Genomic DNA, 21899 nt, shown 5'->3' with positions numbered 1-21899 from the left:
GGCGAATGGATTTCCCGTATCCAGATCGCCTTGAACTGATTGACATAGCAAGAAGATAGAACGTTGTCACAAGACCCTATGCAATGCGACGAATTGGCGAGCGATCGATCCTTGGACCGACAAGACTGGTTCGAACGGTTGACCGGATTTCGCGAACGGTCACCGGATCAGGTTCGCGAGTCGTTGACCTTCCAAGGCAACATGCTTTACTCGCAAGGAAATGGTCGTTGTTACCAAGCGGGAAAGTTAGAAGTTGTTTCACTGAAGGATCTAAGGAAACGTGTCGCTGCTCTCGGTGGTGGCACGTCCCCAATTCGTCTTCGCGAGCGAGTCGGGGATGCCCGTGAGTTGCATGTGGAGTCAGCAAATGCGGGAGCGACATTCCAGGTGGCGTCTCAATTCAATTTATTAGAAATGGTGTCACCGGAGGTCACGCCGGACCGCGGGGTCGGCATCTACGAACGTGATCGAACACAAGGGCCGGCGTGTGCCATCGCTTGCGGTGCCGGGACCATCGTCCGCAATTATTTTGTCGAATTGGACGGTAAGCGAGGCCAATCCGGGAACCGTCAAATCGACTGTTTGCAATCGATCGGACAGTTGCTGGGGAATGGCGATGGGCGATTGTGGGAAATGCGAAACGGTTATGCTTTGCCCAGTCAACATGGTTTAGACGAAGTCGATCGAATGATTGCGGCGATGTCGACCGCGCAGCGTGACGAGCTGCGGTCGAAGCTGGCGATCGGTGTGCAGTGGAGCACCCAGGTGACTCTTCAGCAACGAACGCACTTGGTCACGCAAGTCTATTGTTCCGCACTTCCGGTCGCGTACAGGCGATTGCCAACCGCCAAGTGGGAACGGTTTGCACGGTTGATTTTGGAGGCGGCGTACGAGGCCACATTGGCGGTGGGGATCTTGAACGCGTCGCAGACCGGCAATCGAGACGTGTTCCTAACGCTGCTGGGTGGTGGCGCGTTTGGGAATGACCGCCAGTGGATCTTGGACGCCATTGAACGGGCTTGCCGGCAGTACCGATCCGCTGATCTGGATGTGCAGATTGTCAGCTTTCGATCTTCGGATTCGTCCGTCCGTTCGTTAGTGCAGAATTTCACGGTTGATGAGCAGCCGATCGAGGACAAGAAAACGCCGACCGGTGAATGGCCGGACCATCATTGTCCGGTGTGCGGCGCATCTCAGCGAAGCGTGCCTCGGTACCCGTGGTACCTTTGTTCGGAATGCTTGGGGCTGGCAGAAGATGGCGATGGGCGGCGTCTGACATTCGGGAACGTCAGTTTTTCGGGCGGACTCTACTATGCCCACGCCGATGAACCCGAGCCAAAACCACACAGTTGTTTGGCGGTGATTTGCTTCGTCAACCGTCGACCGGTCATCGTCACCGAAGCACGCTTTGGTGGCGTGGTGGCCCAGCCGTTGCGGGACGTGCAGGACGGTGTGCTCCAACGTCCGCAAACGGTGGATCTGCGACGTCCCGCACGGCGGCAGTGACATCGCATGGCATTTGAAAATGCCATGCGAGTTGTCCGTTTTAAGAACCGTCAGCAGGCATGTGCTTGGCGATGTAAGCGGGTTCGCCCATGCGTTCCAACAGATCCAGTTGCAATTCCAGCCAACCGGCGTGGCCTTCTTCGTCCACCGCGATGCGTTCAAAGAGTTGTCGCGTTCCAATGTCACGATCTTCAGCGGCTTGGATCGAAGCCGTCGTGTAAAACTCGATGGCTTCCTGTTCGTCGGCCAAGTCAGATTGAAACATCTCCTTCAGCGATTTCGCTTGGACCGGCGTCTTTTGCATGTCCAGTTTGGGTTCGCCTTTCAAGAAGAGAATGCGGTTGAGAAATTCCTCGGAGTGTCCCAGTTCCTCATGCAATTCCTCTCGCATCTTCGAAGCGAGCAATCCCATTCCCCAATCATCCAACACGCAAGCGTGGAGTTGGTATTGATGCGTGGCCGTCAGTTCCATGGACAACGCACGTTGCAAGTTTTCAATGGTTTTGGTGTGACTCATTGTTGGTCTCCAAACAGAAGGGAATCGATTGAGTGTGAGGCGGCAAGAAAGGGTGCAAATCGGCTCTGTGGAACGCAAGTTCGGGAGACGACGCGAAATTTTTTAGACGGAACAAGATCCCGTTGAGGAACATTGGTTCCATGGCATCTTGGCCAACAACATACCCATTCCGCAGGTGTCCGTGACGCCCGCGAAAACGAGTCCGGCACCGACGAAGGCCGACAGGCCCATGAAGCAAGGATGAATGAACATCGCCAGCAAGACCCCGACGATGACCAGCAAACCGGCGGCGATGCGGACTTGCCGCTCGAGTGAAATGGCTTTCTTGCCACGTTGGACTGGCAACCCAGCCGATTCCCAAGCGGAGGTTCCACCTTCGACGTTGACCACCTCGTTGATACCCGCGTCTAGGAAACGCTGGGCAGCTTGAGTCGAGCGGTTTCCGCTGCGGCAGATGACGTAGAACGGTTGCCCCGAGTTGCCATTTCGCGAATCGACGAAGGCTTTCGGATCCAAACGATCCAGTGGAATGTTGGTGGCGCCTTCGGCATGCACTTCGCGAAATTCGACTGGCGTTCGAACGTCAATCAATTCCGCGTTGCTTTGACGCAGTTGTTCGGCGCATTGTTTGACATCAATGGTTTTCATATCGGATGCCCTTTCGTGTGTTTCGTATCGAAATGTCGTGATTGTTTGATGTGTTTGTGCAAATAAGAGTGCGGCGTGAACCGCACTGAAAATTCGTTGTTGGCGGGTCCGGGTGACCGGTCAGGCGTCAGCGGGAAGAAACCGGCTTTCCACACACCCCATCAATTGCTGCAGGTGAGGTTCCGCGATTTGGTAGTAAACTCGCCGGCCATCACGTTCACTGTTCAGGAAACCGCATCGCTGCAGCAACCGCAGGTGATCGGACATGGCATTGTCAGCAATTTGACAGTCTTCCGCCAATTCACCGACGGTGAAACGCCCGTGAAGCAAGAGCTGCACCACTCGCAGACGCACCGGGTGTGCCAAGACTTTGAGGCATTCGGCGGCTTCGGTGAAGCAATCCACGCCTCCTCTCGGTTTGGACGTTGGTTCTGATTTCGTTTGGGTTTTTGAGGCCATGTTGTCTCCTTTGGTTGCTTATGTTCAATATATCGGAATGTCTTGATGTGTCAATGAGTTGTTTTGCTGGCAATCGGCGGAATTCGCGGTTGGGCGTCCATTCCACCGGGAGTTAGCAGGCAACCGCGTTGGCGTTTGGGCGTCGGCTATTCTGTTTTCTATCGTTTGTGTGCGACTTCCCTTTCCAACCGTTCATGTGGCGCCCAAACGTTCCTGTTTCGTCGGCCCGAGAGAATCTGCCTTGATGAAGAGCGACACTTTGGTCCGATGGGGCTGCATCGCCGTGATCGCCATCTGCTGTCTCTTGATGGTTCGCTCGCTGCCGCTGGGCCAGCTCATGGAATCGCTGAATGATTGGGTGCGGACCTTGGGTGTTTGGGGCCCGTTGGTTCTGGTGCTGCTCTACATCGTGGCAACCGTATTGTTTGTTCCCGGGACCATTTTGACGTTGGCGGCCGGGGCTTTGTTTGGGTTGGTAATTGGAATGGTGGTGGTGTCGATCGGATCCACGGTTGGGGCAGCCCTTGCCTTTTTGATCACCCGCTATGTGGCACGGGAGAAGGTTGCACAAGTTGCGAAATCCAATCCCCGATTCGCGGCGATCGATCGAGCGATCGGTGAAGGCGGGTGGAAGATTGTCGGCTTGCTGCGTCTATCTCCGGCGCTTCCCTTCAATTTGCAGAACTACCTCTACGGGTTAACGCCCATTCGATTCGGCCCGTATGTTTTGACGAGCTGGATTGCGATGATGCCGGGGACTTTCCTCTACGTGTATTTGGGCCACGTAACGGGGGCCGCGGTTGGTGGTGACCGAGACCGAACCACCGCGGAATGGGTTTTGCTCGGGGTGGGTTTGTTAGCAACGATTGCGGTGACGGTTTATGTGACGCGTTTGGCGAGGCGGCAACTGAGCGAGCAGACTGTTGGCGACATGGGCACGCAGAATGAACCACAGGGTGAACTGCGCGATGGAGACGTGGTCGATCAAGTGGAGTCGCGGCGACACACGAATTCGAGTGACCAAGCCTCGTCGCGAGGGACATTGTGGTGGTTGTTCGGTGTCGCCGCCGTGATCGTGCCGCTGACGGTGTGGGTCGTGCAAAATCAATCCACGATCGAAGATCAGCTCAACCAGTGGTTGAAGTCCCCGGGGTAGCGAGTACGTGTAGCAGAATTTCAAGAAATGTATGTTGTCGAGGTTCGGCAGCACAACCAAATGATTCGATGAGTGACTGATGAACACACTGCAGCCCCATGACGAATTCAATCAGCAGTTGCAGTCCAACGTGCACCCAGATGATTGGCAGAACCCGACTCCGAACCAGCCGTACCATTTGGTGGTGATTGGTGCGGGCACGGCCGGGTTGGTGACGGCGGCTGGTGCGGCGGGTTTGGGAGCCCGGGTCGCGCTGATCGAACGAGACCTGATGGGCGGTGATTGTTTGAACGTCGGATGTGTTCCGTCCAAGGCGTTGATCAGTGCCGCTCGCGTTGCTTCGCAGTTACGACATTCCAATCAATTTCACATCGAACTCACGGGTGAGGTGAACGTCGATTTCGCGGGGGTGATGCGTCGCATGCGAGAGTTGCGGGCGAAGATCAGCCGCAACGATTCAGCCAAACGTTTTCGCGAGCTAGGAGTCGATGTTTATTTTGGTCAAGCCAGCTTCGTCGACGATCAAACTCTGAAGGTGGGCGAGACTCAAATCCCGTTCAAACGTGCGGTCATTGCGACGGGAGCTCGCGCGGCGGCACCGTCCATTCCGGGCCTCGATCAGGTTGATTATTTGACGAACGAATCGCTGTTTTCATTGACCGAGCTTCCCAAACGTCTCGGCGTGATCGGGGCGGGGCCGATTGGGTGCGAGATGGCTCAGGCGTTCGCCCAATTGGGGGCGGAAGTACTGCTGATTGAATCCGGCAAAGGGATTTTGTCAAAAGAAGATCGGGACGCTGCGGAGATCGTGCGGAAATCCATGTTGGCCGACGGAGTTCGGCTGCTGTCGTCGGCGAAGGGGCTCACCGTTCGCAATGACAACGGAATTCGAATCTCATTGGATACGGATGGAACGCATGTCGACGAACCGCTGGACCAACTTCTCGTCGCTGCGGGGCGGGCTCCCAATGTCGAGCACCTTTGTCTGGATGAGGTCGGTGTTCGCTACGATCGAAACGGAATCCAAGTCAATGATCAACTCCGAACGGCGAATCCGAACATCTTTGCTGCGGGGGACGTTTGTTCTCGCTATCAGTTCACTCATGTGGCCGATTTCCACGCGAGGATTGTCATCCAAAACGCCTTGTTCGCCGTGGGGCCACTCGGGCAAAAAAAGGTCAGCGATCTGATTGTCCCTTGGGCGACTTACACCACTCCCGAAGTGGCGCACGTCGGGTTGCATGAGCATGAAGCCGAAGCAGATGGGACGAAGGTCGACGTGTTCATCCAGCGATTTGATGAGGTGGATCGCGCCATCCTGGAGGGCGAGGAGAACGGGTTTGTCAAAGTCCTGACCGAGAAGGGAACGGACAAAATCCTGGGGGCAACCATCGTTGCCGGAAACGCCGGTGACATGATTTCCGAGATCACCTTGGCGATGAACAACGGCATCGGTTTGGGCACCATCGCCAGTAGCATTCATCCCTATCCAACGCAGGCAGAAGCCATTCGCAAGCTTGGCGACCAGTTCAATCGAACGCGTTTGACAACCTTCAATCAAACCATGTTGGGGTATTTGCAACGCCTGAACGTTGGTCAATAGACTTGCTCGGCGTGGCATTTCGGTGAGACGAAATCGCTTGCCTGTCAATCGTCAAGTTTCGCTGTTTTGGTCTTTTTTGAAGAATCTTCTTGACAACACCCCGGGGATGGGTGGATAAACGCAACTGATTGGGCGAGTTGTGAGGAAGGGACTGCCTCACGTCTTCATCGACTGACGTTCGGCAAGATGCTGGACGCTCGCCCTTTTCGGACGCGGAGTTCGAATGAAGGGGCACCTAACTTCTTGGGAAGGAGACCTCCCATGCTCGTCTTATCGAGAAAAGTGAAGCAAGAGTTTTCGTTCGTCAATCTTGGGATCAAGATCGAAATCTTGCGAGTCAGTGGGAAGAAGGTTCAGGTCGGCGTGAGTGCACCAGACTCGGTTCGCGTTTTGCGAAGTGAGTTGGTCGAGGAAGAAACGCTCGAGAAATTGGAAGTTGCGAGTCGAGTGACTCGTCATGCTTTCCGGAACCAGCTGAACACGGCTTCGCTGACTTTGTCGGTGTTGCAGCACCAAGTTCAATCGGGGCAATTGGAGAAAGCGGAGAAGACGCTTGAATCGGCTCTTTCTCAGCTTTCCGAACTGGATGCTTTCACGGGAGCCGCTCCGGCTTTCGGCAATGAAACATCTCCGGAAAAGCGTCGCCGTACCGCATTGGTCGTGGAAGACAATGCGCAGGAGCGTGAATTGTTGGCAGAGTATCTACGTGTCAATGGTTTTGACGTTAGCGTGGCCGAAGATGGCGAAGACGCGATGGACTATTTGGCTCAGCATCATGCGCCGGATGTCGTGCTGCTGGATATGAACATGCCTCGCATGAACGGAACCAATACGGCCAAGGCGATTCGTTGTGACCCTCGGTTCCAAGAGTTGAAGCTGTTCGTGATCAGCGGATGCGATCCAGAAGAAACGCCGCCTGAAAGTGAAAGCCCTTACGACCAGTGGTTCTCCAAGCCTATTCGGCCCCAACAATTTTTGTCTGACATCGAAAGTCATCTCGGGTCGGCGTGCTGAAGAGGTTTTTTGATTGAGCTTGGTTGAGCGGACGCGATGAAATGCGTTCCTCGCCACGCTGCGATTCCTTCGGAAGAGAGAACGATGAACGAGCAATCTTCCGCGTCCGCTGCGCCAACGAAGTTGGTTGGCATCGGTGCTTCGGCCGGTGGGTTGCATTCGTTGGAATCGCTGTTTGATGAGCTGGATCCCAACGCCGGATTGGCCATCATCGTCATCCAGCATCTGTCCCCCGACTTTGACAGCATGATGGATCAGTTGCTGTCTCGTCATTCGGACATGCCGCTTCATTTGATCGAAGACGGGATGCTGGTTGAGCCGAACCAGATTTACTTGTTGCCGCCGGGGCAACACGTGATCATCTCCAATCGTCGGCTGTATCTTGCGGAACGGAACAAGGGGCACAGCCTATCGTTTCAGGTTGATGAGTTCTTTCGGACCTTGGCTCAGGACGCGGGGCAGGATGCCATTGGCATCATTTTGTCAGGGACGGGAACGGACGGCAGCCGCGGCGTGTGCGATATCGCAGCCGCGGGCGGCACGGTCATCGTGGAATCGGTTGAGTCAGCGGCGTTTGATGGGATGCCTCGCAGTGCTTTCGAAACGGGCGTTGCGGATTTGGTGCTCAGTCCGCCGGAAATCGCGAAGGCGTTGCAGCGGATGGCGATGGACGATTCGTCTTTGTTGAGCGACCCCGCCTCAATCGGAGCCTTGGATAACAGCCAATATGTTGATTCGCCCGCTCGAATGATCTTTGGCCTGCTGCACAACGCTTTCAACATTGAATTCTCGCAATACAAAACGGAGATGTTCCATCGGCGGATCGAACGACGCGTGCGTTTGGCCCAAAAGGAATCGATGCAGGAATACGTTGAGCTGGTTCGGGAAGATGCGGATGAGCTGAACCAGTTGTACTGCGACATGCTGATCGGTGTGACGGATTTCTTCCGAGATGGGAAAGCGTTTGACCGATTGGAATTGGACGTCATTCCGCGGTTGGTCGATGAGCTTGCGCCGGATGAGGATTTTCGATGTTGGGTGGCCGGAACAGCGACTGGCGAAGAAGCCTATTCCATCGCTATTCAGCTCGTGGAGGAGTTCGAGCGGCGTGGTTTGGAAAAGAACATTCGAATCTTTGCATCCGACGTTCATGAGCCTTCCCTGTCCGTCGCAGGTCGGGGCGTTTTCACCGGAGATCGCCTGTCTGCAATCACACCCGAGAGACGCGAGCGTTTCTTTATTCAACGTCAAAACGGATTTCACCTCACGCCTGAAATTCGCAAACTGGTCGTGTTCACGCCTCACAACGTGATCCGTGATGCACCGTTCACGCGGTTGGATCTGATCTCCTGCAGAAACCTCTTGGTTCACCTGCAACCGGCGACGCAGCAACGCGTGTTGTCTTTGTTCCATTTTGGGTTGAAGTCAGGTGGGGTGTTGTGCCTGGGCGGAAGCGAATCGCTGGGCGCGTTGCGAAACGAGTTTCAGCCGCTGGATGAATCGCAGCGAATCTTTCGGAAGCATCGAGAGATCAGCCCGACGACTCACAGCGGTATCAATGCCCGACGTTCCTGGGCTCCTCACGCGGTGCCCCCACAAGAGACCGTTCAGGGCCGGGTGGCGACGCGCCAGTTGTTGAAAACTTACGACAAATTGCTCGAGCGATTTTTGTCACCCGCGATTTTGGTCAATTCCCAAAAAGAGATTTTGCATGTCTTCGGCGGTGCTGGTGAGTATCTGTCGTTTGCCGACGGACGCCCTCAGAACAATCTGCTGCAGATCATCGCTCCGGAACTGAGGTCGCCTCTATCGATTGCTTTGGTGCAGCTTCGGCGGGATGAAAAGCCGGTCTCCATCGAAGACATTATGTGCGAATTGAATGGTCAGCCCCAGGCGGTTCGTATGAGTGTCGAGCAGTTCGACATGGGCGACGGCCGTGAAGGGAACGTGCTGATTCAATTGGAACGACAGGCAACCAGGGTCAGCCCAAAGGAAACGAGCGTCCTGAATGCGGAGCAGGTCATGGCGGTCGAGTATCTCGAACGCGAGCTTCAGTTCACGCAAAGTCATTTGCAGTCAACGATCGAAGAACACCAGTCGACCAACGAAGAGCTGCAGTCGGCCAACGAGCAATTGACGGCGTCCAATGAAGAATTGCAAAGCACCAACGAAGAGTTGCATTCGGTCAACGAAGAACTCTACACGGTCAATGCGGAGCACCAGCGCAAAATCGATGAACTGACCGAGCTCAATGATGACATCGACAATCTGTTGACCACCACGAACGTGCACACGTTGTTCTTGGATTCACGGCTGCGATTGCGTCGATTCACGCCTCAGATTGCGGAGTTGTTCAATCTCATTCCTCAGGACATCGGGCGTCCCATCGACGCGTTCACGCATCGTCTCGAAGATCCTTCATTGATTGACAGCATCAACGAAGTGATTCAGACCGAACAATCGGTCCAACGCGAGATCAAAGACGAAAATGGGCAGTGGTATCTGCTACGGATCTTTCCTTATCTGTCGCGGGGCACGGTCGAAGGAGCAGTGGTGACGTTGGTGGACGTCACCATGCTCCAGGCCGCTACCGAAGCGTTGCAAAAGAGCGAAGAACGTTTCGATTTGGCAGTGCGAGGTAGCAATGCGGGCATTTGGGATTGGAAGGACGTCACCAAGGAAGCGATTTGGTGTTCCCGCCGGATGTACACCCTGCTCGGGCGTTCTCCCAGCGACGAAATGACGGTTTCTTTGTGGGAAGAACTGATGCACCCGGACGATCATGGACGGGTGATGAAAGCATTGAGTTCTCATCTCGAGCAATCCAGTGCCTTCGATATCGAATATCGAATGGAATATGGAAACACCGGCGAGTACCGATGGTTTCACATGCGTGGTTCGGCCGAGCGAAAAGCTGGACGCAAAGAAACTCGAATGGCGGGATCCTTCGAAGACGTCACACAGCGTCGCGTGGCGGAACAAGAGGTCAAACAAGGCGTCGCCCGCCGAGACCAATTCTTGGCAATGCTGTCGCATGAGCTGCGGAACCCATTGGGGGCGGTCACCAACGCGATCGCAATCATGTCGTCGGACCAGATCGAACCGGAGGTGACCGAGAAAGCCTTGCGAGTCGTTGGACGACAATTGGGACAAATGTCACGTTTGCTGGATGACTTGCTCGACGTTTCGCGAATCACCCATGGAAAGATTGAGCTGCGAAAGCAACAGACCGATTTGGCGGTCGTGGTGGAGCAGGCGGTGGGGACAATTTCGGGGCGAGCCGAGGAAGCCGGGCTGAAGTTGTCTGCGGAACTCCCGGATCATCCCATCATTGTGGAAGGCGACCCTGCCAGGTTGGAGCAGGTCACGGTGAACCTGCTGACCAACGCCGTGAAGTACACATCCGCCGGAGGTTCGATCCATCTTTCATTGTCGGCCGACCGAGGAAGTGCATTGATTCATTTGCGAGACACCGGTGCAGGGATCTCCAGAGACAAATTGAATGAAATCTTCTCGCTATTCTATCAGTCCGATGAGACCCTGGATCGATCCAATGGAGGCATGGGAGTTGGATTGACTTTGGTCAAGGCGGTGGTGGAGTTGCACGGCGGCAGCGTGACCGCATCCAGCGACGGGATTGGTCGAGGCAGTACCTTTTCCGTTTCGTTGCCGTTGTCGTGCGGGGTCACGGTTGAGCCGGAGGAAACCACGCAAGATTCGGTGTCTGAATTGCGAACCGTTGTGCTCGTCGAAGACATCGAAGACGCTCGCGAAATGTTGTCGGTGTTGTTGGAGTTGCGAGGGCTAAAAGTGTTCAAGGCGCAGGATGGTGCGGCGGGTTGGCAAAAAATCCGTGAGGTGCGTCCGGATGCTGCGATCATTGACATCGGATTGCCAGTGATGGACGGCCACGAGTTGGCGAGGCGAGTGCGAGCCGATCGGGAGCTGGCCGGGACTCGGTTGGTGGCGTTGACCGGCTACGGGCAGGACAAAGACCGCGAGGCCGTTCGCGAATCCGGATTCGATTTGCATTTGGTCAAGCCGCTGAATCCCGAGAAGCTGGATCAAATTCTGGCTGAACTTTCTGAGATGCAGCCATGTGTTCTGGCCAACTGACTCGTCGGTCGTGTTCGGAGCACGAATTGGTCAATTCTGTTGTGTGGAGGATGTTCGATCGCCCATCTAAGTGCTCGCGTCGGCGAGGCTTAACGCGACCATGTTCACTTGCGTTGCTCCGCAGGACCTAGCAGAATGGTCGTTTTCCGCACAAATTTCGCTACTTGGTGATCTCGATGCGCACGCGAACGCTCGTTTTTTGCATTGGAGGCTGTGTCGCAGCTGTCTCGATCATCAGTTGGTTCATGATCCGTGCCGATGAACGTCGACACGAAGTGATCTTGCTTTCGTCGCAAGCTGTGAATGCATCGGAGCAATTGGATCGCGAACTTGGTTACGGCGGGCTAATCCACAACTTCAAGAACTACGTTCTGCGTCCCGACGAGTCGAAGTACTACGCCGCCGCTCAAGAGAACGCACGCAAGGCTCGTCAGAAGATCAAGGAGCTGCGGCAAATTCAATTTGGTGAGATCCAGGGACCTGAATTGCCGGAAACGTCGGCAATGATCACGGCTTACACCTCGCAGTTGGCCGTCGTGCACGCGATGGCTGAAAACGGTGCCAGCGCCCGTGAGATCGATGCGAAGGTTCGATTTGACGACCAACCGACCTTGGACGAGCTTGAGCGGCGAATTGAATCGTTCACGGACCAATGTTGGCTGGAAGCGGAGGAACTTCAATCGCAAGCCCGAATGCTGATGCTGGTGAATGTGGCGGTCGCGATTGCAACTGCGATTCTGTTGGCGACGCTCAGCGTCCGTCAGCATCTAAACGATCTGCGAAATCGAGTGGTCTACATCCGTTTGTTGGGTGAAAGCGGTGGGATTTGGAATTGGAATCGTCAAAACGACGAGGTTGAGTACGCGCCAAAGTTTCGGCGTTTGCTGGGGTTCGAAGGTGATGACACGAAGTCCATTCCCAACACGATCCAAGCCAGCCGCGACCGGATCCATCCAGAGGACCTAGCAAGCTTCGATGAGCAGCTCGTTCAGCAGCGGGAAAGCAAGAAGCCATTCAGTGCCGAGTTTCGGATGCTGCATCACGATGGAGACTACCGTTGGTTTCGAACGCACGCACACACCTTGTTCAACGGAGTCGGGACACCGGTTCGGACTGCCGGGATGATCTTCAATATCGAAGATAGCAAGCAGTACGAGCACGACTTGCAGCAAAGTAACCAAGAACTTCAGCGGTTTGCCTTCGCCGCGTCACATGATCTTCAGGAGCCTCTTCGGGCGATCATCGGTTTCAGCCAATTGCTGCAGCAGCGATATGCGGGAGATCTGGATGACAAAGGTCAGAGCTACCTGAAGCACATCGTGGATGGCGCCGGACGCATGAAAGCATTGATTGATGATCTGCTGGCGCTGTCGCGAGTCGGACGATCCGAGTTGGAGATCGCTCCGGTTGATTTGAACGATTGCGTCCAAACCGCGATGCAAAACTTGTCGCATTTGATCCAGGAAACCAACGCTGACATTCAAGTCGCTGATCTCGATGTCGTCGAAGGTCATGAAGGGTTGTTGGTCGAGTTGTTTCAGAACTTGATCAACAACGCGATCAAATTTCGAAAGCCAGGTCAGCGGGCCAAAGTCACGATCGATCAAATCCGTGAAGACGGTCGATTGGTCGTTGATGTTTCCGATGAAGGCATCGGGATCGACCAAAGTCATCACTCGCAAATTTTTGAACTCTTCAAACGGCTTCACCGCCGTGAACAGATTCCCGGGACGGGAATCGGTTTGGCGCTCTGTAAACGCATCGTCGACCGCCACAACGGATCCATGACTCTCGTGTCATCCTTGGGACGAGGTGCTTCATTCCGTATTTCGTTGCCGGTGGCAAGTGCTTCCGTTCCGTCGTCCAACATTTCATCCATTACCGAATTCGAATATGCAAAATCAGCCGAAGCCGATCGATATCTTGCTGGCGGAAGACAGTGAAACCGACGCGGAATTGACCATCGATGCACTGCAACAGGGAAAGATCCGCAACAACATCCATCACGTTTGGGATGGTGAGGAGGTGATGCAGTTTTTGCGCAAACAGGGCAAGTACGAGGGCGCCGTGCGTCCTGATTTGATTCTGCTCGATCTGAATATGCCGAAGTTGGATGGCCGATCGGTGCTCAAAGAGATTCGTTCCGATGTTGCGCTCAAGGCCATTCCTGTTGTCGTGCTGACCACGTCCAGTCAAGAACGTGACATTCATGAGTCGTATGGATTAGCAGCCAACAACTACATCGTGAAGCCGGTGGATTTGACGCAGTTCTTTTCCGTGATTCAGAGCGTCCAGGACTTCTGGGTCAACGTGGTCAAACTGCCGCAGAAGTGAATCTTTCACCATCCTTTGACTCACCCCCGCCACGCATCCTTGAAAAGTCCCCATGAGCGATTCTGAAGACCAACCACTACTCGTCATCGGAATCGGGGCGTCCGCCGGTGGGCTTGCGCCGATTGAGGACTTCTTTGATCACATGCCAGCCGATTCTGGTATGGCGTTTGTCATTATTCAGCACCTTTCGCCAGACTTTAAGAGTTTGATGGATGAGCTGTTGGCTCGTCACACCAAGATGACGATCCGCAAGGTGACCGATGGAATGACGGTGGAGCCTGACACGATCTACTTGATCCCACCTGAAAAGAACATGGCTTTGTCAGCCGGCAAATTGTTGCTAACTCAGCAAGACCATGCCCGCGGTTTGAACTTGCCCATCGACATCTTCTTTCGCTCATTGGCACAAGATGCGGGACCTCGCGCGGTGGCGATCGTTTTGTCAGGCACCGGTAGCGACGGTTCGCGTGGGATCAAAGACGTTCGCGAATTGGGCGGCGTTGTGATGGTGCAGACGGAAGCGTCGGCTGGCTTTGACGGGATGCCGCGTGCTGCCATTCAGTCCAATGCGGTGGACGTCGTTTGCACGCCCGAGGAGATGCCTTCGCGATTGATCGAATACGCCAAGGGTCGCGATCGGGACGTGCTCAAGAATCAAGACGAGATCAGTGAGGGCACCGGTGATTCGGCCCTGTTCAGTATCCTGCGAATGTTTCGTCTGCGGCATGGTCTGGATTTCGCATTGTACAAACCGGCCACCATCACCCGACGCCTCGAACGCCGGATGCAGATGGGCGGATTCAAGGACGCCAACGAGTACGCGGCGTTGCTTGAGAATGACGAAGAAGAAGTGGAGGCCCTCTACCGGGACCTGTTGGTTGAGGTCACTCAGTTCTTCCGTGACGAAGCGGCCTTCGTCCGTCTGCGGAATGAAATCATTCCCAAGATTGTGGAGAACGCTGCGGTTGGCGATGAGCTGCGGATTTGGGTCCCAGGGTGTGCAACGGGAGAAGAGGCCTATTCCATCGCCATGCTCTTTCACGAAGCGATGGAAAAAGAAGGTCGCACCTGCGACTACAAGGTGTTTGCAACGGACGTTCACCGGACGTCTTTGGAAACGGCTAGTACCGGTGTTTACCCGACATCGGCATTGGACACCGTGCCGACCGATTTTCAGGTCAAATACTTCACTCAATCCGGTGGCCTGTGTCACATCAAACGCGATGTGAGACAGCGCGTGATCTTTGCTGCAAATGATCTCACCAATGACCCCCCGTTCACTCGACTGGATTTCATTAGTTGTCGAAACGTTCTGATTTATTTGGAACCAAAGATTCAGAAGCGGATTCTGTCGCTGTTCCATTTTGGATTGCGGACGGGAGGAATTCTCTTCCTCGGTCCCAGTGAAACCGTCGGCGATTTGGCGCCTGAGTTTGAAACACTCGACCGGCACTGGCGTCTGTATTCTAAGCGAAGGGATGTTCGGTTGCCCGACGCGGCTCGGTTACCAATGACGCCCATTCTCAGCACCGTCATTCGAGAAAAACAACATGGGTTTGTTGCGGTTGCACCGCAGGGCGATCGGCAAGCGTGGGTGTCGACCGCCATGGAAGACTTGCTGACCAAGCATGTTCCTCCGAGCTTGATGGTCAACGAATTCAACGAGGTGATTCATACCTTCGGCGACGCGCGAAAACTGCTGGTGCAGCCGGAAGGGCGGCCGAGTCTCGATGTTTTGAAAATGCTATGCCTGGAATTGAGAACGGCCACCAGTGCCGCATTGCATCGAGCCAAGCAAAAAGGTGTGCCGGCGATCTTTGACGGAATTCGCGTTGCCGGGGACGAGTCCACTCCGGACCGGATCTACAAAATCACCGTCGAGCCGTACAAGAAGTCAAGTCAAAGCCTCTATCTGATTTGCATTGAAGAAATGCACGATGAGGTGTCGGACGATGAGGAGGCCGAGCGTTTTCGATCCGACGATTTGTCCAGTGAACGCATCAGCAACCTTGAACTGGAGCTTTCCTACACACGAGAGACGTTGCAGGCGACGGTGGAAGAATTGGAGTCCAGCAACGAAGAATTGCAGGCCACCAACCAAGAGTTGATCGCATCAAACGAGGAGCTGCAGAGCACCAACGAAGAATTACACAGCGTCAACGAGGAGTTGTACACGGTCAATTCCGAGCACAAGCAAAAGATTGAAGAGCTGACACAGCTCACCAGTGACATGGACAATCTTTTGAAGAGCACGGACATCGGAACGATCTTTCTCGACAATGAGTTATGCATCCGCATGTTCACCCCGGCAATTTCTGCCGCGTTCAATGTGATGGAACAGGACATCGGTCGTCCGATCAATCACATCGCGTACAAGTTGGATAGCCCAAACCTGCTTTCTGATGCCGCGGCTGTTTTGGCGTCTGCCGAATCTCGTGAAATCGAAGTGCAGAACTCAGACGGCCGCGTCTACCTGCAACGCATGCAACCGTACCGCACGGAGGAGGGTGTGGTCCGGGGGATCGTGTTGACCACGACAGACATCACGGCACTCAAGCAGGCCGAGCAGGCTCAACGGACGTTGATGACGCTGGCTCAGGTGGGTGAGGAGTTGCCCGATTTTGCCTATGCGGTGTCGCACGATTTGCAAGCGCCTCTGCGTCACATTTCGCAGTATGCGGAGATGCTCGACGCGGCGACCAAAGAAAATGACTCGCAGAAGATTTTGAAGTCGGGCAAGGTGATTCGCGACAGTGCGTCGAACTTGAGCATGATGATCGAAGCTCTGTTGACGTATTCACGAATCAACACTTTGGGACGCCCACTGGACCGAGTTCCGTTGACGGACGCGATCGGCGATGCCCTGGCCAACTTATCGACGACATTGGACTTTTACGGTGCCGAAGTTGAAATGGATGAGCTGGCCGTGGTGGCAGGTGATCGAGAGCAACTTCAGTTGTTGTTCTTCCATTTGATCGATAACGCGATCAAGTATCGTTCCGACCAGCCGCCGCGAATTCATCTGTCCAACACCGCGGTGGACGGTTTCGTTCAGATCAACGTTGCGGACAACGGGATCGGTGTGGACGAACGTCACGCGAATCGTGTGTTCACGATTTTCAAGCGTTTGGGGTTCAAACCCGACGTGCCAGGGATCGGCGTGGGGCTGGCGATTTGCAAACGCATTGTGATTCGGCACGGTGGGCGAATCTGGTTGGAGAGAAGTCCAAGTGGTGGAACGGTCGTCTGTCTAACGCTGCGTGAATACAAACCATTCAGTTCAGGAAACCTCTCGGAGCAAGGCTCCGGTGACCATGCATAGCACTCACTCGGAAAATCCCGACGCGGTCGACGTACCCGTTCAACGCATTCGGGCGGTGGCGGGGATCGGCGCGTCCGCTGGTGGGCTGAAAGCGTTGGAGGAGTTCTTCGGCAAATTGCCGAGTGATACGGGAATGACGTTCATCGTTGTTCAGCATCTGTCGCCGGACTTCAAGAGTTTAATGGATGAAATCCTTTCGCGATTCACCAACATGAATGTGGTCAATACCGAGAACGGAACCATACTCGAACCAAACACGGTTTACCTGATTCAGCCGAAAAAGAACCTGACGGTCGTGGATGGTCATTTCGTGACCAGCGACATGGATCGGGAACAAATTCAACGTCCGGTGGATTTGTTGTTCCAGTCCATTGCGAAGAGTTTTGGTGCCAATGCGTTCGGCGTTGTTTTGTCGGGCACCGGGTCCGATGGAACGGCGGGAGTGCGTGCTATCTACGAAAGTGGAGGCATCACCTACGCGCAGCTTCCGGACACTGCGCAGTTCGACGGGATGCCAAAGAACGCCATCGCAACGGATTGCATCAATTATATTTTGTCGCCATCAGAGATCGCGGTCTCACTTTGGGAACATCTGAATGAACCCGATGGTCCATCGCGTCGGGAAGAATTGACCTCTGAAGACCTGTCTGGGATTCGCCTCGTCTTTTCGCTGTTGTCAGATCGTCACAGCATTGACTTCAGTGGCTACAAAGAGTCCACCGTGGCGCGACGGCTGGAACGCCGACTGCATTCACGTCACTGTAAAAGCATCCAGCAGTACGCCGAGCTATTGCGTTCGGATAAAGCAGAGGTCGACACGCTCTATCACGATTTGTTGATCGGTGTGACCAAGTTCTTTCGTGATACGGAAGCGTTCTTCTCACTTCAGTCGCGAATCAACCGAATGGTTGCTCACCTGAAACCGGACGAAGAGTTTCGGATCTGGGTGGCGGGTTGTGCGTCGGGCGAAGAAGCCTACACGATGGCGATGATCGGGACGGAAGCCTTTGAGCGATTGGGCAAAGAGCCGCGTTTCAAAGTCTTGGCCACCGACGCACATCAAGGAGCTTTGGACCGAGCGGCCAGCGGGATGTTCTCCGCCGAATCCTTGGAATTCGTTTCGCGACAACGACAGAACCGATTCTTCACTCCGGTCAGCAAAACGCGATACAAGGTCACGCCCGAGATCCGGCGGCAGATTGTGTTCGCACAGCACAACCTAATCGTCGATCCGCCGTTCACCAAAATTCATGTGGTGACGTGTCGAAACATGCTGATCTATTTCAAGCCTCAGGCCCAGAATGCTGCGATCGCTTCGTTGCATTTCTCGTTGGAAAAAGATGGCCTGATGATGCTCGGAAGCAGCGAGACGCCCGGCAAGCTGCAAGACGAGTTTGAAACGTTGGACCCGACGTGGCGAATCTATCGCAAACTTCGATCATTGCCGGTGGCCATCAAGTCGTACGAACAACTGAGGGCGAAAGAGCAAGCGCCTCGACGATTGGTCAATATCCTGAATCGGGACAAGCCAGAGCAACTGAGCTTCACTGGTCTGCTAGACGCTTATGACTTGTTGTTGGGTGAATTTGTCGAGTGTGGGTTGCTGCTGGATGAACAACGCAATGTGCTGCACGTGTTCGGCGACGCCAGCAAGTACCTGCAAAACACCGCCGGCCGTTTCAGTGGCAATTTGCTGAGGATGATTGAAGGAGAGGCCCGCACGACGTTGGGCGCGGCGTTGGTTCGTTCGGCTCGGGAGCCCGAGTCAAAGATCGTGATCCGTGACGTGCCGTTTTTCGTCAACGGAAAGATCGCGGATACCGATGTCACCGTGCGGATGCTGCACAGCGCCGTTCAATCGGCGTTTGTGTGGTTCGTTGAACTGGGGGTGCCCGACACAAAGCACAATGTGGTCGAAACCGAGGTTCGCGTCGCGCGGCCGGGGGACCAATACGACGCGTTGGAAGCGGAGTTGGCATTTGCCAAGGAAAGCTTGAGTGCCACCATCGAAGAGCTGGAAACCAGCAATGAAGAATTGCAATCCACCAACGAAGAGTTGATTGCATCCAACGAGGAACTTCAAAGCACCAACCAAGAATTGCATAGCGTCAATGAAGAGTTGTACTCTGTGAATGCGGAAAACCACCGCAAGATCACCGAGCTTCAAGAAGTCACCGAGGATATCGAAAACCTGCTCAGCAGCACGGACATTGGAACCCTGTTCGTCGACGAAAATCTTTACATTCGTCGGTTCACGCCCGCAGCGACGCGTTATTTCAATTTGGTGGACCACGACATTGGCCGCTCGCTATCGAGTTTCACTCACTCGATGGTGATTGAAGACTTGCCGGAGCAACTCGAGATTGTTCTTCGTTCGGGTAAAAAGTTCATTCGCGAGGTGGATACGATTAACGGGGAACGCATCCTGTTGCGAGTTGTGCCTTACATCAGCGGAAGTTCACGCAAAGGCGCCATCATCAACATCCTCGACCTGAATGCCTTTCGAGACGAAGCCCAGTCGGCCGAATGAGGGAAGACTTCATTCACCGAATATCGGCAGATGGACTTCGAAGGCGGCTCCTGCGTTGGGTTGATTGTGGACGGTTAGGTGACCGTCGTTTTTCTGCAGAATGACCATGCAAATTGCCAGTCCCAAGCCCATGCCTCGTGTCTTGGTGGAGTACAGCGGCTCCAGAATGCGGTCCATGTTTTCAGGTGGGATTCCTGGTCCGTGGTCCGTCACTCGCACCACGACAAATCCATTCTCCTCGCGGGAAGAAATTTGCACCAATCCACCGTCGGGCATGGCATCCATGGCGTTGCGCAGCAGGTTTTGAAAAACGATCGAAACTTGATTCGGGTCAATCTTGGCTGGCGGCAGCGTTTCCGGGTGACGCTGATCGATCTTGAAGGAGTCCGGTGTTTCCAGGCTTTGGTTCACGGCTACCACGACCGACGCCACGTCGCAGCGGACCACGGACGGTTCCGGCAATCGAGCCACATCCACCAAGGCGGTGACCACGTTGTCGATCATGGTAACTTGACGTTCAATCCGATCCAGATGTGATTGCCGTTTGGCTTCGGGTTGATCATTCGCGTGCCGAAGAAAATAGGTGGATGTTCGGATGACGCTCAGAGGGTTTCGAATCTCATGAGCGATTCCGCCGGCAACCTTGCCCAACGTTGCGAAGCGTTCCGCTTTGACCAAGTCAGCCTGTGCCGCTTCTAATTCACGCGTTTTCTCCCGGACGCGTTCCTCCAACTGGTCATTGAGTACTGCCAATTCGTCTCGCGTTCGCTTGGTTTCCGTGACGTCGTGGATGATGCCGGCGAACCAACGTCCCTCTTTCATCTTGACTTCACTGACCGCCAAATTGATGGGGAACACCGTGCCGTCTTTGCGTCGAGCTTGAACTTCTCGTCCGATTCCAATGATCTTCGCGATTCCGGTTCGCTGATAATCGCGAAGGTAGCCATCGTGTTCGTCTCGATAGGGCGATGGCATCAGCATGGAGATGTTCTGACCAACGATCTCCGATTCGCTGTAACCGAACATGCGAACGGTGGCATCGTTGATCACACGAACGATCCCGCCATCGTCGATGACAATGATGGCATCGACCGCAGTCGCCAGAATCGCAGCAAGCAGTGAGTGATCGTGGTCTTGAATCATGGCAAAGAACCGGCAAGGATCATGTCACGCATCGTTCGGACCAAAAGACGGATCATGTGAAGCTGGAAGCGTTCGCGGCAAACAGATGTTGATGGTGGTTTGTCCGGGATGGGATTCAGCATGAATGTCACCACCGTGGGCTTCGATAATTCGTTGACAAATGGGCATGCCCAAACCGGTGCCGGTCGATTTGGTGGTGTAGAACGGCTCGAACAAATGGGTCGCTTGATCTTGGTTCAGTCCGGGCCCGTTGTCGATGACTGACAGCCGGATGTCATCGTCGGTGCACTGACATTTGATCTGGATATCCACTGGGTCTTCGCAAGCCTCCAGCGAATTCGTGAACAGGTTTCGAAACACCTGCTCCATCCGACTGATGTCGACCTCCATCACATGTTGGCAATGATCGCTGGGAACCGTCAACGTTGCGTCACGTCCCTGTCGTTTGTTCTGCAGATCGGACCAGGCTCTCTGCATGATTTCGCCCAGGTTGGCGCATTCCAAATTGGCGTGGATGGGAGCGGCAAATGCGCGGACGCTTTCGAGCAACGTCGATAGGTCCGAAGCGGCACGTTGGATCACCGCCAGTTCTTCTTCCGAATCGTGATTGCCACGGATGTCGAGTGCCAGAACTTCCGCGGCGGCTTGCATGCGTTGAATCGCGTTGCGACTTTCGTGGGCCAACGCAGCCACGGTTTCGCCGATGGCGGCCAAGCGTTCGGCTCTCACCGCCCGTTTGGTGACCTCGGCCAAATCTGAAACGTCGATGCCGACGGACAGGACGTAGTCGGACTCGGATTCATCACCATCCAGCTTCGCGTTGGACCAGCGTATCTCTCGAGCTTCGCCGTTCTTGCAGCGGATCCGATTGGTGATCCCTCGATGCCCACCGGATCGAATGATCGATGAATGGACGTGATGCAGGCGTGAGAGGTCATCTTCGAAAATGCAGCGGTCGAACCAGTTCTCACCGATCAAATCTTGTTGAAACCAGCCGGTCAGTTCGGTGAAGAAGCGATTGAAGTGAACAATTTGGCCATCGGGGTCCAGGACAAGAATGATGGCTTCCGCGGTGGATTGAAGTCGTTCTGCGAAGGCGTGCTCTTGCTGGAATTGGTACTCGAGTTCCTGCTTTTCGATGATTCGGCGAACGGTTTGGATCAGGTCCTCGGGAATGATGGGCTTGATCACGTAGTCCGAGATTCCATGCCGAAAGGCAACGATTGCAGCCTGAAGATCGCTGTAACCCGTCACCACGATGATGGGTGTTTCTGGGCAACCGGATTTGATCTCCGGCAGTCGGTCCTCGATCATCCCATCCGGCAAACGGCGGTCAGTCAGTATCAAACCGAATGCTTGGCTGCCCAAAACGTTTAGAGCTTCTTGCACGCACGCGGTTGTCGTGACGTTGTAACCTTCGACCGAAAGAACGTCGGACAGTGACTCCGCAGCATCGGGATCATCTTCGATGACCAAAATGTTCTGAAGCGACGGCATGGAACGATTGGGAGTCTGAATGGGAACGGGAGTAATCGGTGGGATGCGGTTCAT

At 54.6% G+C, this 21899-nt stretch carries 14 protein-coding genes; 9 read left to right on the top strand and 5 right to left on the bottom strand.

Features of this window, described 5'->3' with window-relative positions:
- Window positions 1-63 precede the first annotated feature (63 nt).
- Entirely contained in the window at window positions 64-1506 is a 1443-nt protein-coding gene (locus LOC70_RS10625; RefSeq protein WP_230253578.1) for a hypothetical protein, read from the top strand.
- A gap of 40 nt (window positions 1507-1546) precedes the next feature.
- Here LOC70_RS10625 and LOC70_RS10620 read toward each other — a convergent pair whose 3' ends face one another.
- From LOC70_RS10620 to LOC70_RS10610, 3 genes are all read right to left on the bottom strand, one after another.
- Window positions 1547-2023 carry a bacterioferritin gene (locus LOC70_RS10620; RefSeq protein ID WP_230253577.1) on the bottom strand — a complete coding sequence of 159 codons (477 nt, stop codon included), beginning with the start codon at window positions 2021-2023 and terminating at the stop codon, window positions 1547-1549.
- A gap of 102 nt (window positions 2024-2125) precedes the next feature.
- Window positions 2126-2671: a rhodanese-like domain-containing protein gene (locus LOC70_RS10615; RefSeq protein WP_230253576.1), complete on the bottom strand. Its 546-nt coding sequence runs from the start codon at window positions 2669-2671 to the stop codon at window positions 2126-2128.
- A 120-nt stretch (window positions 2672-2791) separates the two neighbouring features.
- Window positions 2792-3130, bottom strand: a complete 339-nt coding sequence (locus LOC70_RS10610) for an ArsR/SmtB family transcription factor (RefSeq protein WP_230253575.1) — start codon at window positions 3128-3130, stop codon at window positions 2792-2794.
- A 244-nt stretch (window positions 3131-3374) separates the two neighbouring features.
- Between LOC70_RS10610 and LOC70_RS10605 the strand changes: the two genes are divergently transcribed.
- From LOC70_RS10605 to LOC70_RS10570, 8 genes are all read left to right on the top strand, one after another.
- On the top strand, window positions 3375-4286 hold the full coding sequence (locus LOC70_RS10605; RefSeq protein WP_230253574.1) for a TVP38/TMEM64 family protein: 912 nt from the start codon (window positions 3375-3377) through the stop codon (window positions 4284-4286).
- Window positions 4287-4365: 79 nt separating this feature from the next.
- Window positions 4366-5889: a mercuric reductase gene (locus LOC70_RS10600; RefSeq protein ID WP_230253573.1), complete on the top strand. Its 1524-nt coding sequence runs from the start codon at window positions 4366-4368 to the stop codon at window positions 5887-5889.
- Between the two features lie 261 nt (window positions 5890-6150).
- The gene (locus LOC70_RS10595; protein WP_230253572.1) at window positions 6151-6903 is read left to right on the top strand and encodes a response regulator; all 753 of its coding nucleotides are present in this window, start codon (window positions 6151-6153) and stop codon (window positions 6901-6903) included.
- Window positions 6904-6987: 84 nt separating this feature from the next.
- Window positions 6988-11019 carry a chemotaxis protein CheB gene (locus tag LOC70_RS10590; RefSeq protein WP_230253571.1) on the top strand — a complete coding sequence of 1344 codons (4032 nt, stop codon included), beginning with the start codon at window positions 6988-6990 and terminating at the stop codon, window positions 11017-11019.
- A gap of 245 nt (window positions 11020-11264) precedes the next feature.
- Entirely contained in the window at window positions 11265-12962 is a 1698-nt protein-coding gene (locus tag LOC70_RS10585) for a sensor histidine kinase (RefSeq protein ID WP_230253570.1), read from the top strand.
- Window positions 12913-13353 carry a response regulator gene (locus tag LOC70_RS10580; RefSeq protein ID WP_230253569.1) on the top strand — a complete coding sequence of 147 codons (441 nt, stop codon included), beginning with the start codon at window positions 12913-12915 and terminating at the stop codon, window positions 13351-13353. Before LOC70_RS10585 ends, LOC70_RS10580 begins: the two co-directional genes overlap by 50 nt.
- Window positions 13354-13405: 52 nt before the next feature.
- On the top strand, window positions 13406-16675 hold the full coding sequence (locus LOC70_RS10575) for a chemotaxis protein CheB (RefSeq protein ID WP_230253568.1): 3270 nt from the start codon (window positions 13406-13408) through the stop codon (window positions 16673-16675).
- Window positions 16668-19205: a chemotaxis protein CheB gene (locus tag LOC70_RS10570; RefSeq protein WP_230253567.1), complete on the top strand. Its 2538-nt coding sequence runs from the start codon at window positions 16668-16670 to the stop codon at window positions 19203-19205. The genes LOC70_RS10575 and LOC70_RS10570 overlap by 8 nt, the downstream gene beginning before the upstream one ends.
- 9 nt (window positions 19206-19214) lie before the next feature.
- Here the strand turns inward: LOC70_RS10570 and LOC70_RS10565 are convergent, their stop codons facing one another.
- A complete protein-coding gene (locus LOC70_RS10565; protein ID WP_230253566.1) occupies window positions 19215-20348 on the bottom strand; it encodes a two-component system sensor histidine kinase NtrB in 1134 nt (377 codons plus the stop codon).
- 24 nt (window positions 20349-20372) lie between these two features.
- Window positions 20373-21899 carry an ATP-binding protein gene (locus LOC70_RS10560; RefSeq protein ID WP_230253565.1) on the bottom strand — a complete coding sequence of 509 codons (1527 nt, stop codon included), beginning with the start codon at window positions 21897-21899 and terminating at the stop codon, window positions 20373-20375.

Source organism: Rhodopirellula halodulae, assembly GCF_020966775.1.
Lineage (GTDB): Bacteria > Planctomycetota > Planctomycetia > Pirellulales > Pirellulaceae > Rhodopirellula > Rhodopirellula halodulae.
This window is presented reverse-complemented; position numbering and strand designations above follow the sequence as displayed.

Coding starts and splice junctions, on each gene's coding strand:
- LOC70_RS10590 (WP_230253571.1), top strand. CDS start 6,988: ATGAACGAGCAATCTTCCGCGTCCGCTGCGCCAACGAAGTTGGTTGGC.
- LOC70_RS10620 (WP_230253577.1), bottom strand. CDS start 2,023: ATGAGTCACACCAAAACCATTGAAAACTTGCAACGTGCGTTGTCCATG.
- LOC70_RS10605 (WP_230253574.1), top strand. CDS start 3,375: ATGAAGAGCGACACTTTGGTCCGATGGGGCTGCATCGCCGTGATCGCC.
- LOC70_RS10570 (WP_230253567.1), top strand. CDS start 16,668: ATGCATAGCACTCACTCGGAAAATCCCGACGCGGTCGACGTACCCGTT.
- LOC70_RS10560 (WP_230253565.1), bottom strand. CDS start 21,899: ATGAACCGCATCCCACCGATTACTCCCGTTCCCATTCAGACTCCCAAT.
- LOC70_RS10610 (WP_230253575.1), bottom strand. CDS start 3,130: ATGGCCTCAAAAACCCAAACGAAATCAGAACCAACGTCCAAACCGAGA.
- LOC70_RS10600 (WP_230253573.1), top strand. CDS start 4,366: ATGAACACACTGCAGCCCCATGACGAATTCAATCAGCAGTTGCAGTCC.
- LOC70_RS10575 (WP_230253568.1), top strand. CDS start 13,406: ATGAGCGATTCTGAAGACCAACCACTACTCGTCATCGGAATCGGGGCG.
- LOC70_RS10565 (WP_230253566.1), bottom strand. CDS start 20,348: ATGATTCAAGACCACGATCACTCACTGCTTGCTGCGATTCTGGCGACT.
- LOC70_RS10595 (WP_230253572.1), top strand. CDS start 6,151: ATGCTCGTCTTATCGAGAAAAGTGAAGCAAGAGTTTTCGTTCGTCAAT.
- LOC70_RS10585 (WP_230253570.1), top strand. CDS start 11,265: ATGATCCGTGCCGATGAACGTCGACACGAAGTGATCTTGCTTTCGTCG.
- LOC70_RS10615 (WP_230253576.1), bottom strand. CDS start 2,671: ATGAAAACCATTGATGTCAAACAATGCGCCGAACAACTGCGTCAAAGC.
- LOC70_RS10580 (WP_230253569.1), top strand. CDS start 12,913: ATGCAAAATCAGCCGAAGCCGATCGATATCTTGCTGGCGGAAGACAGT.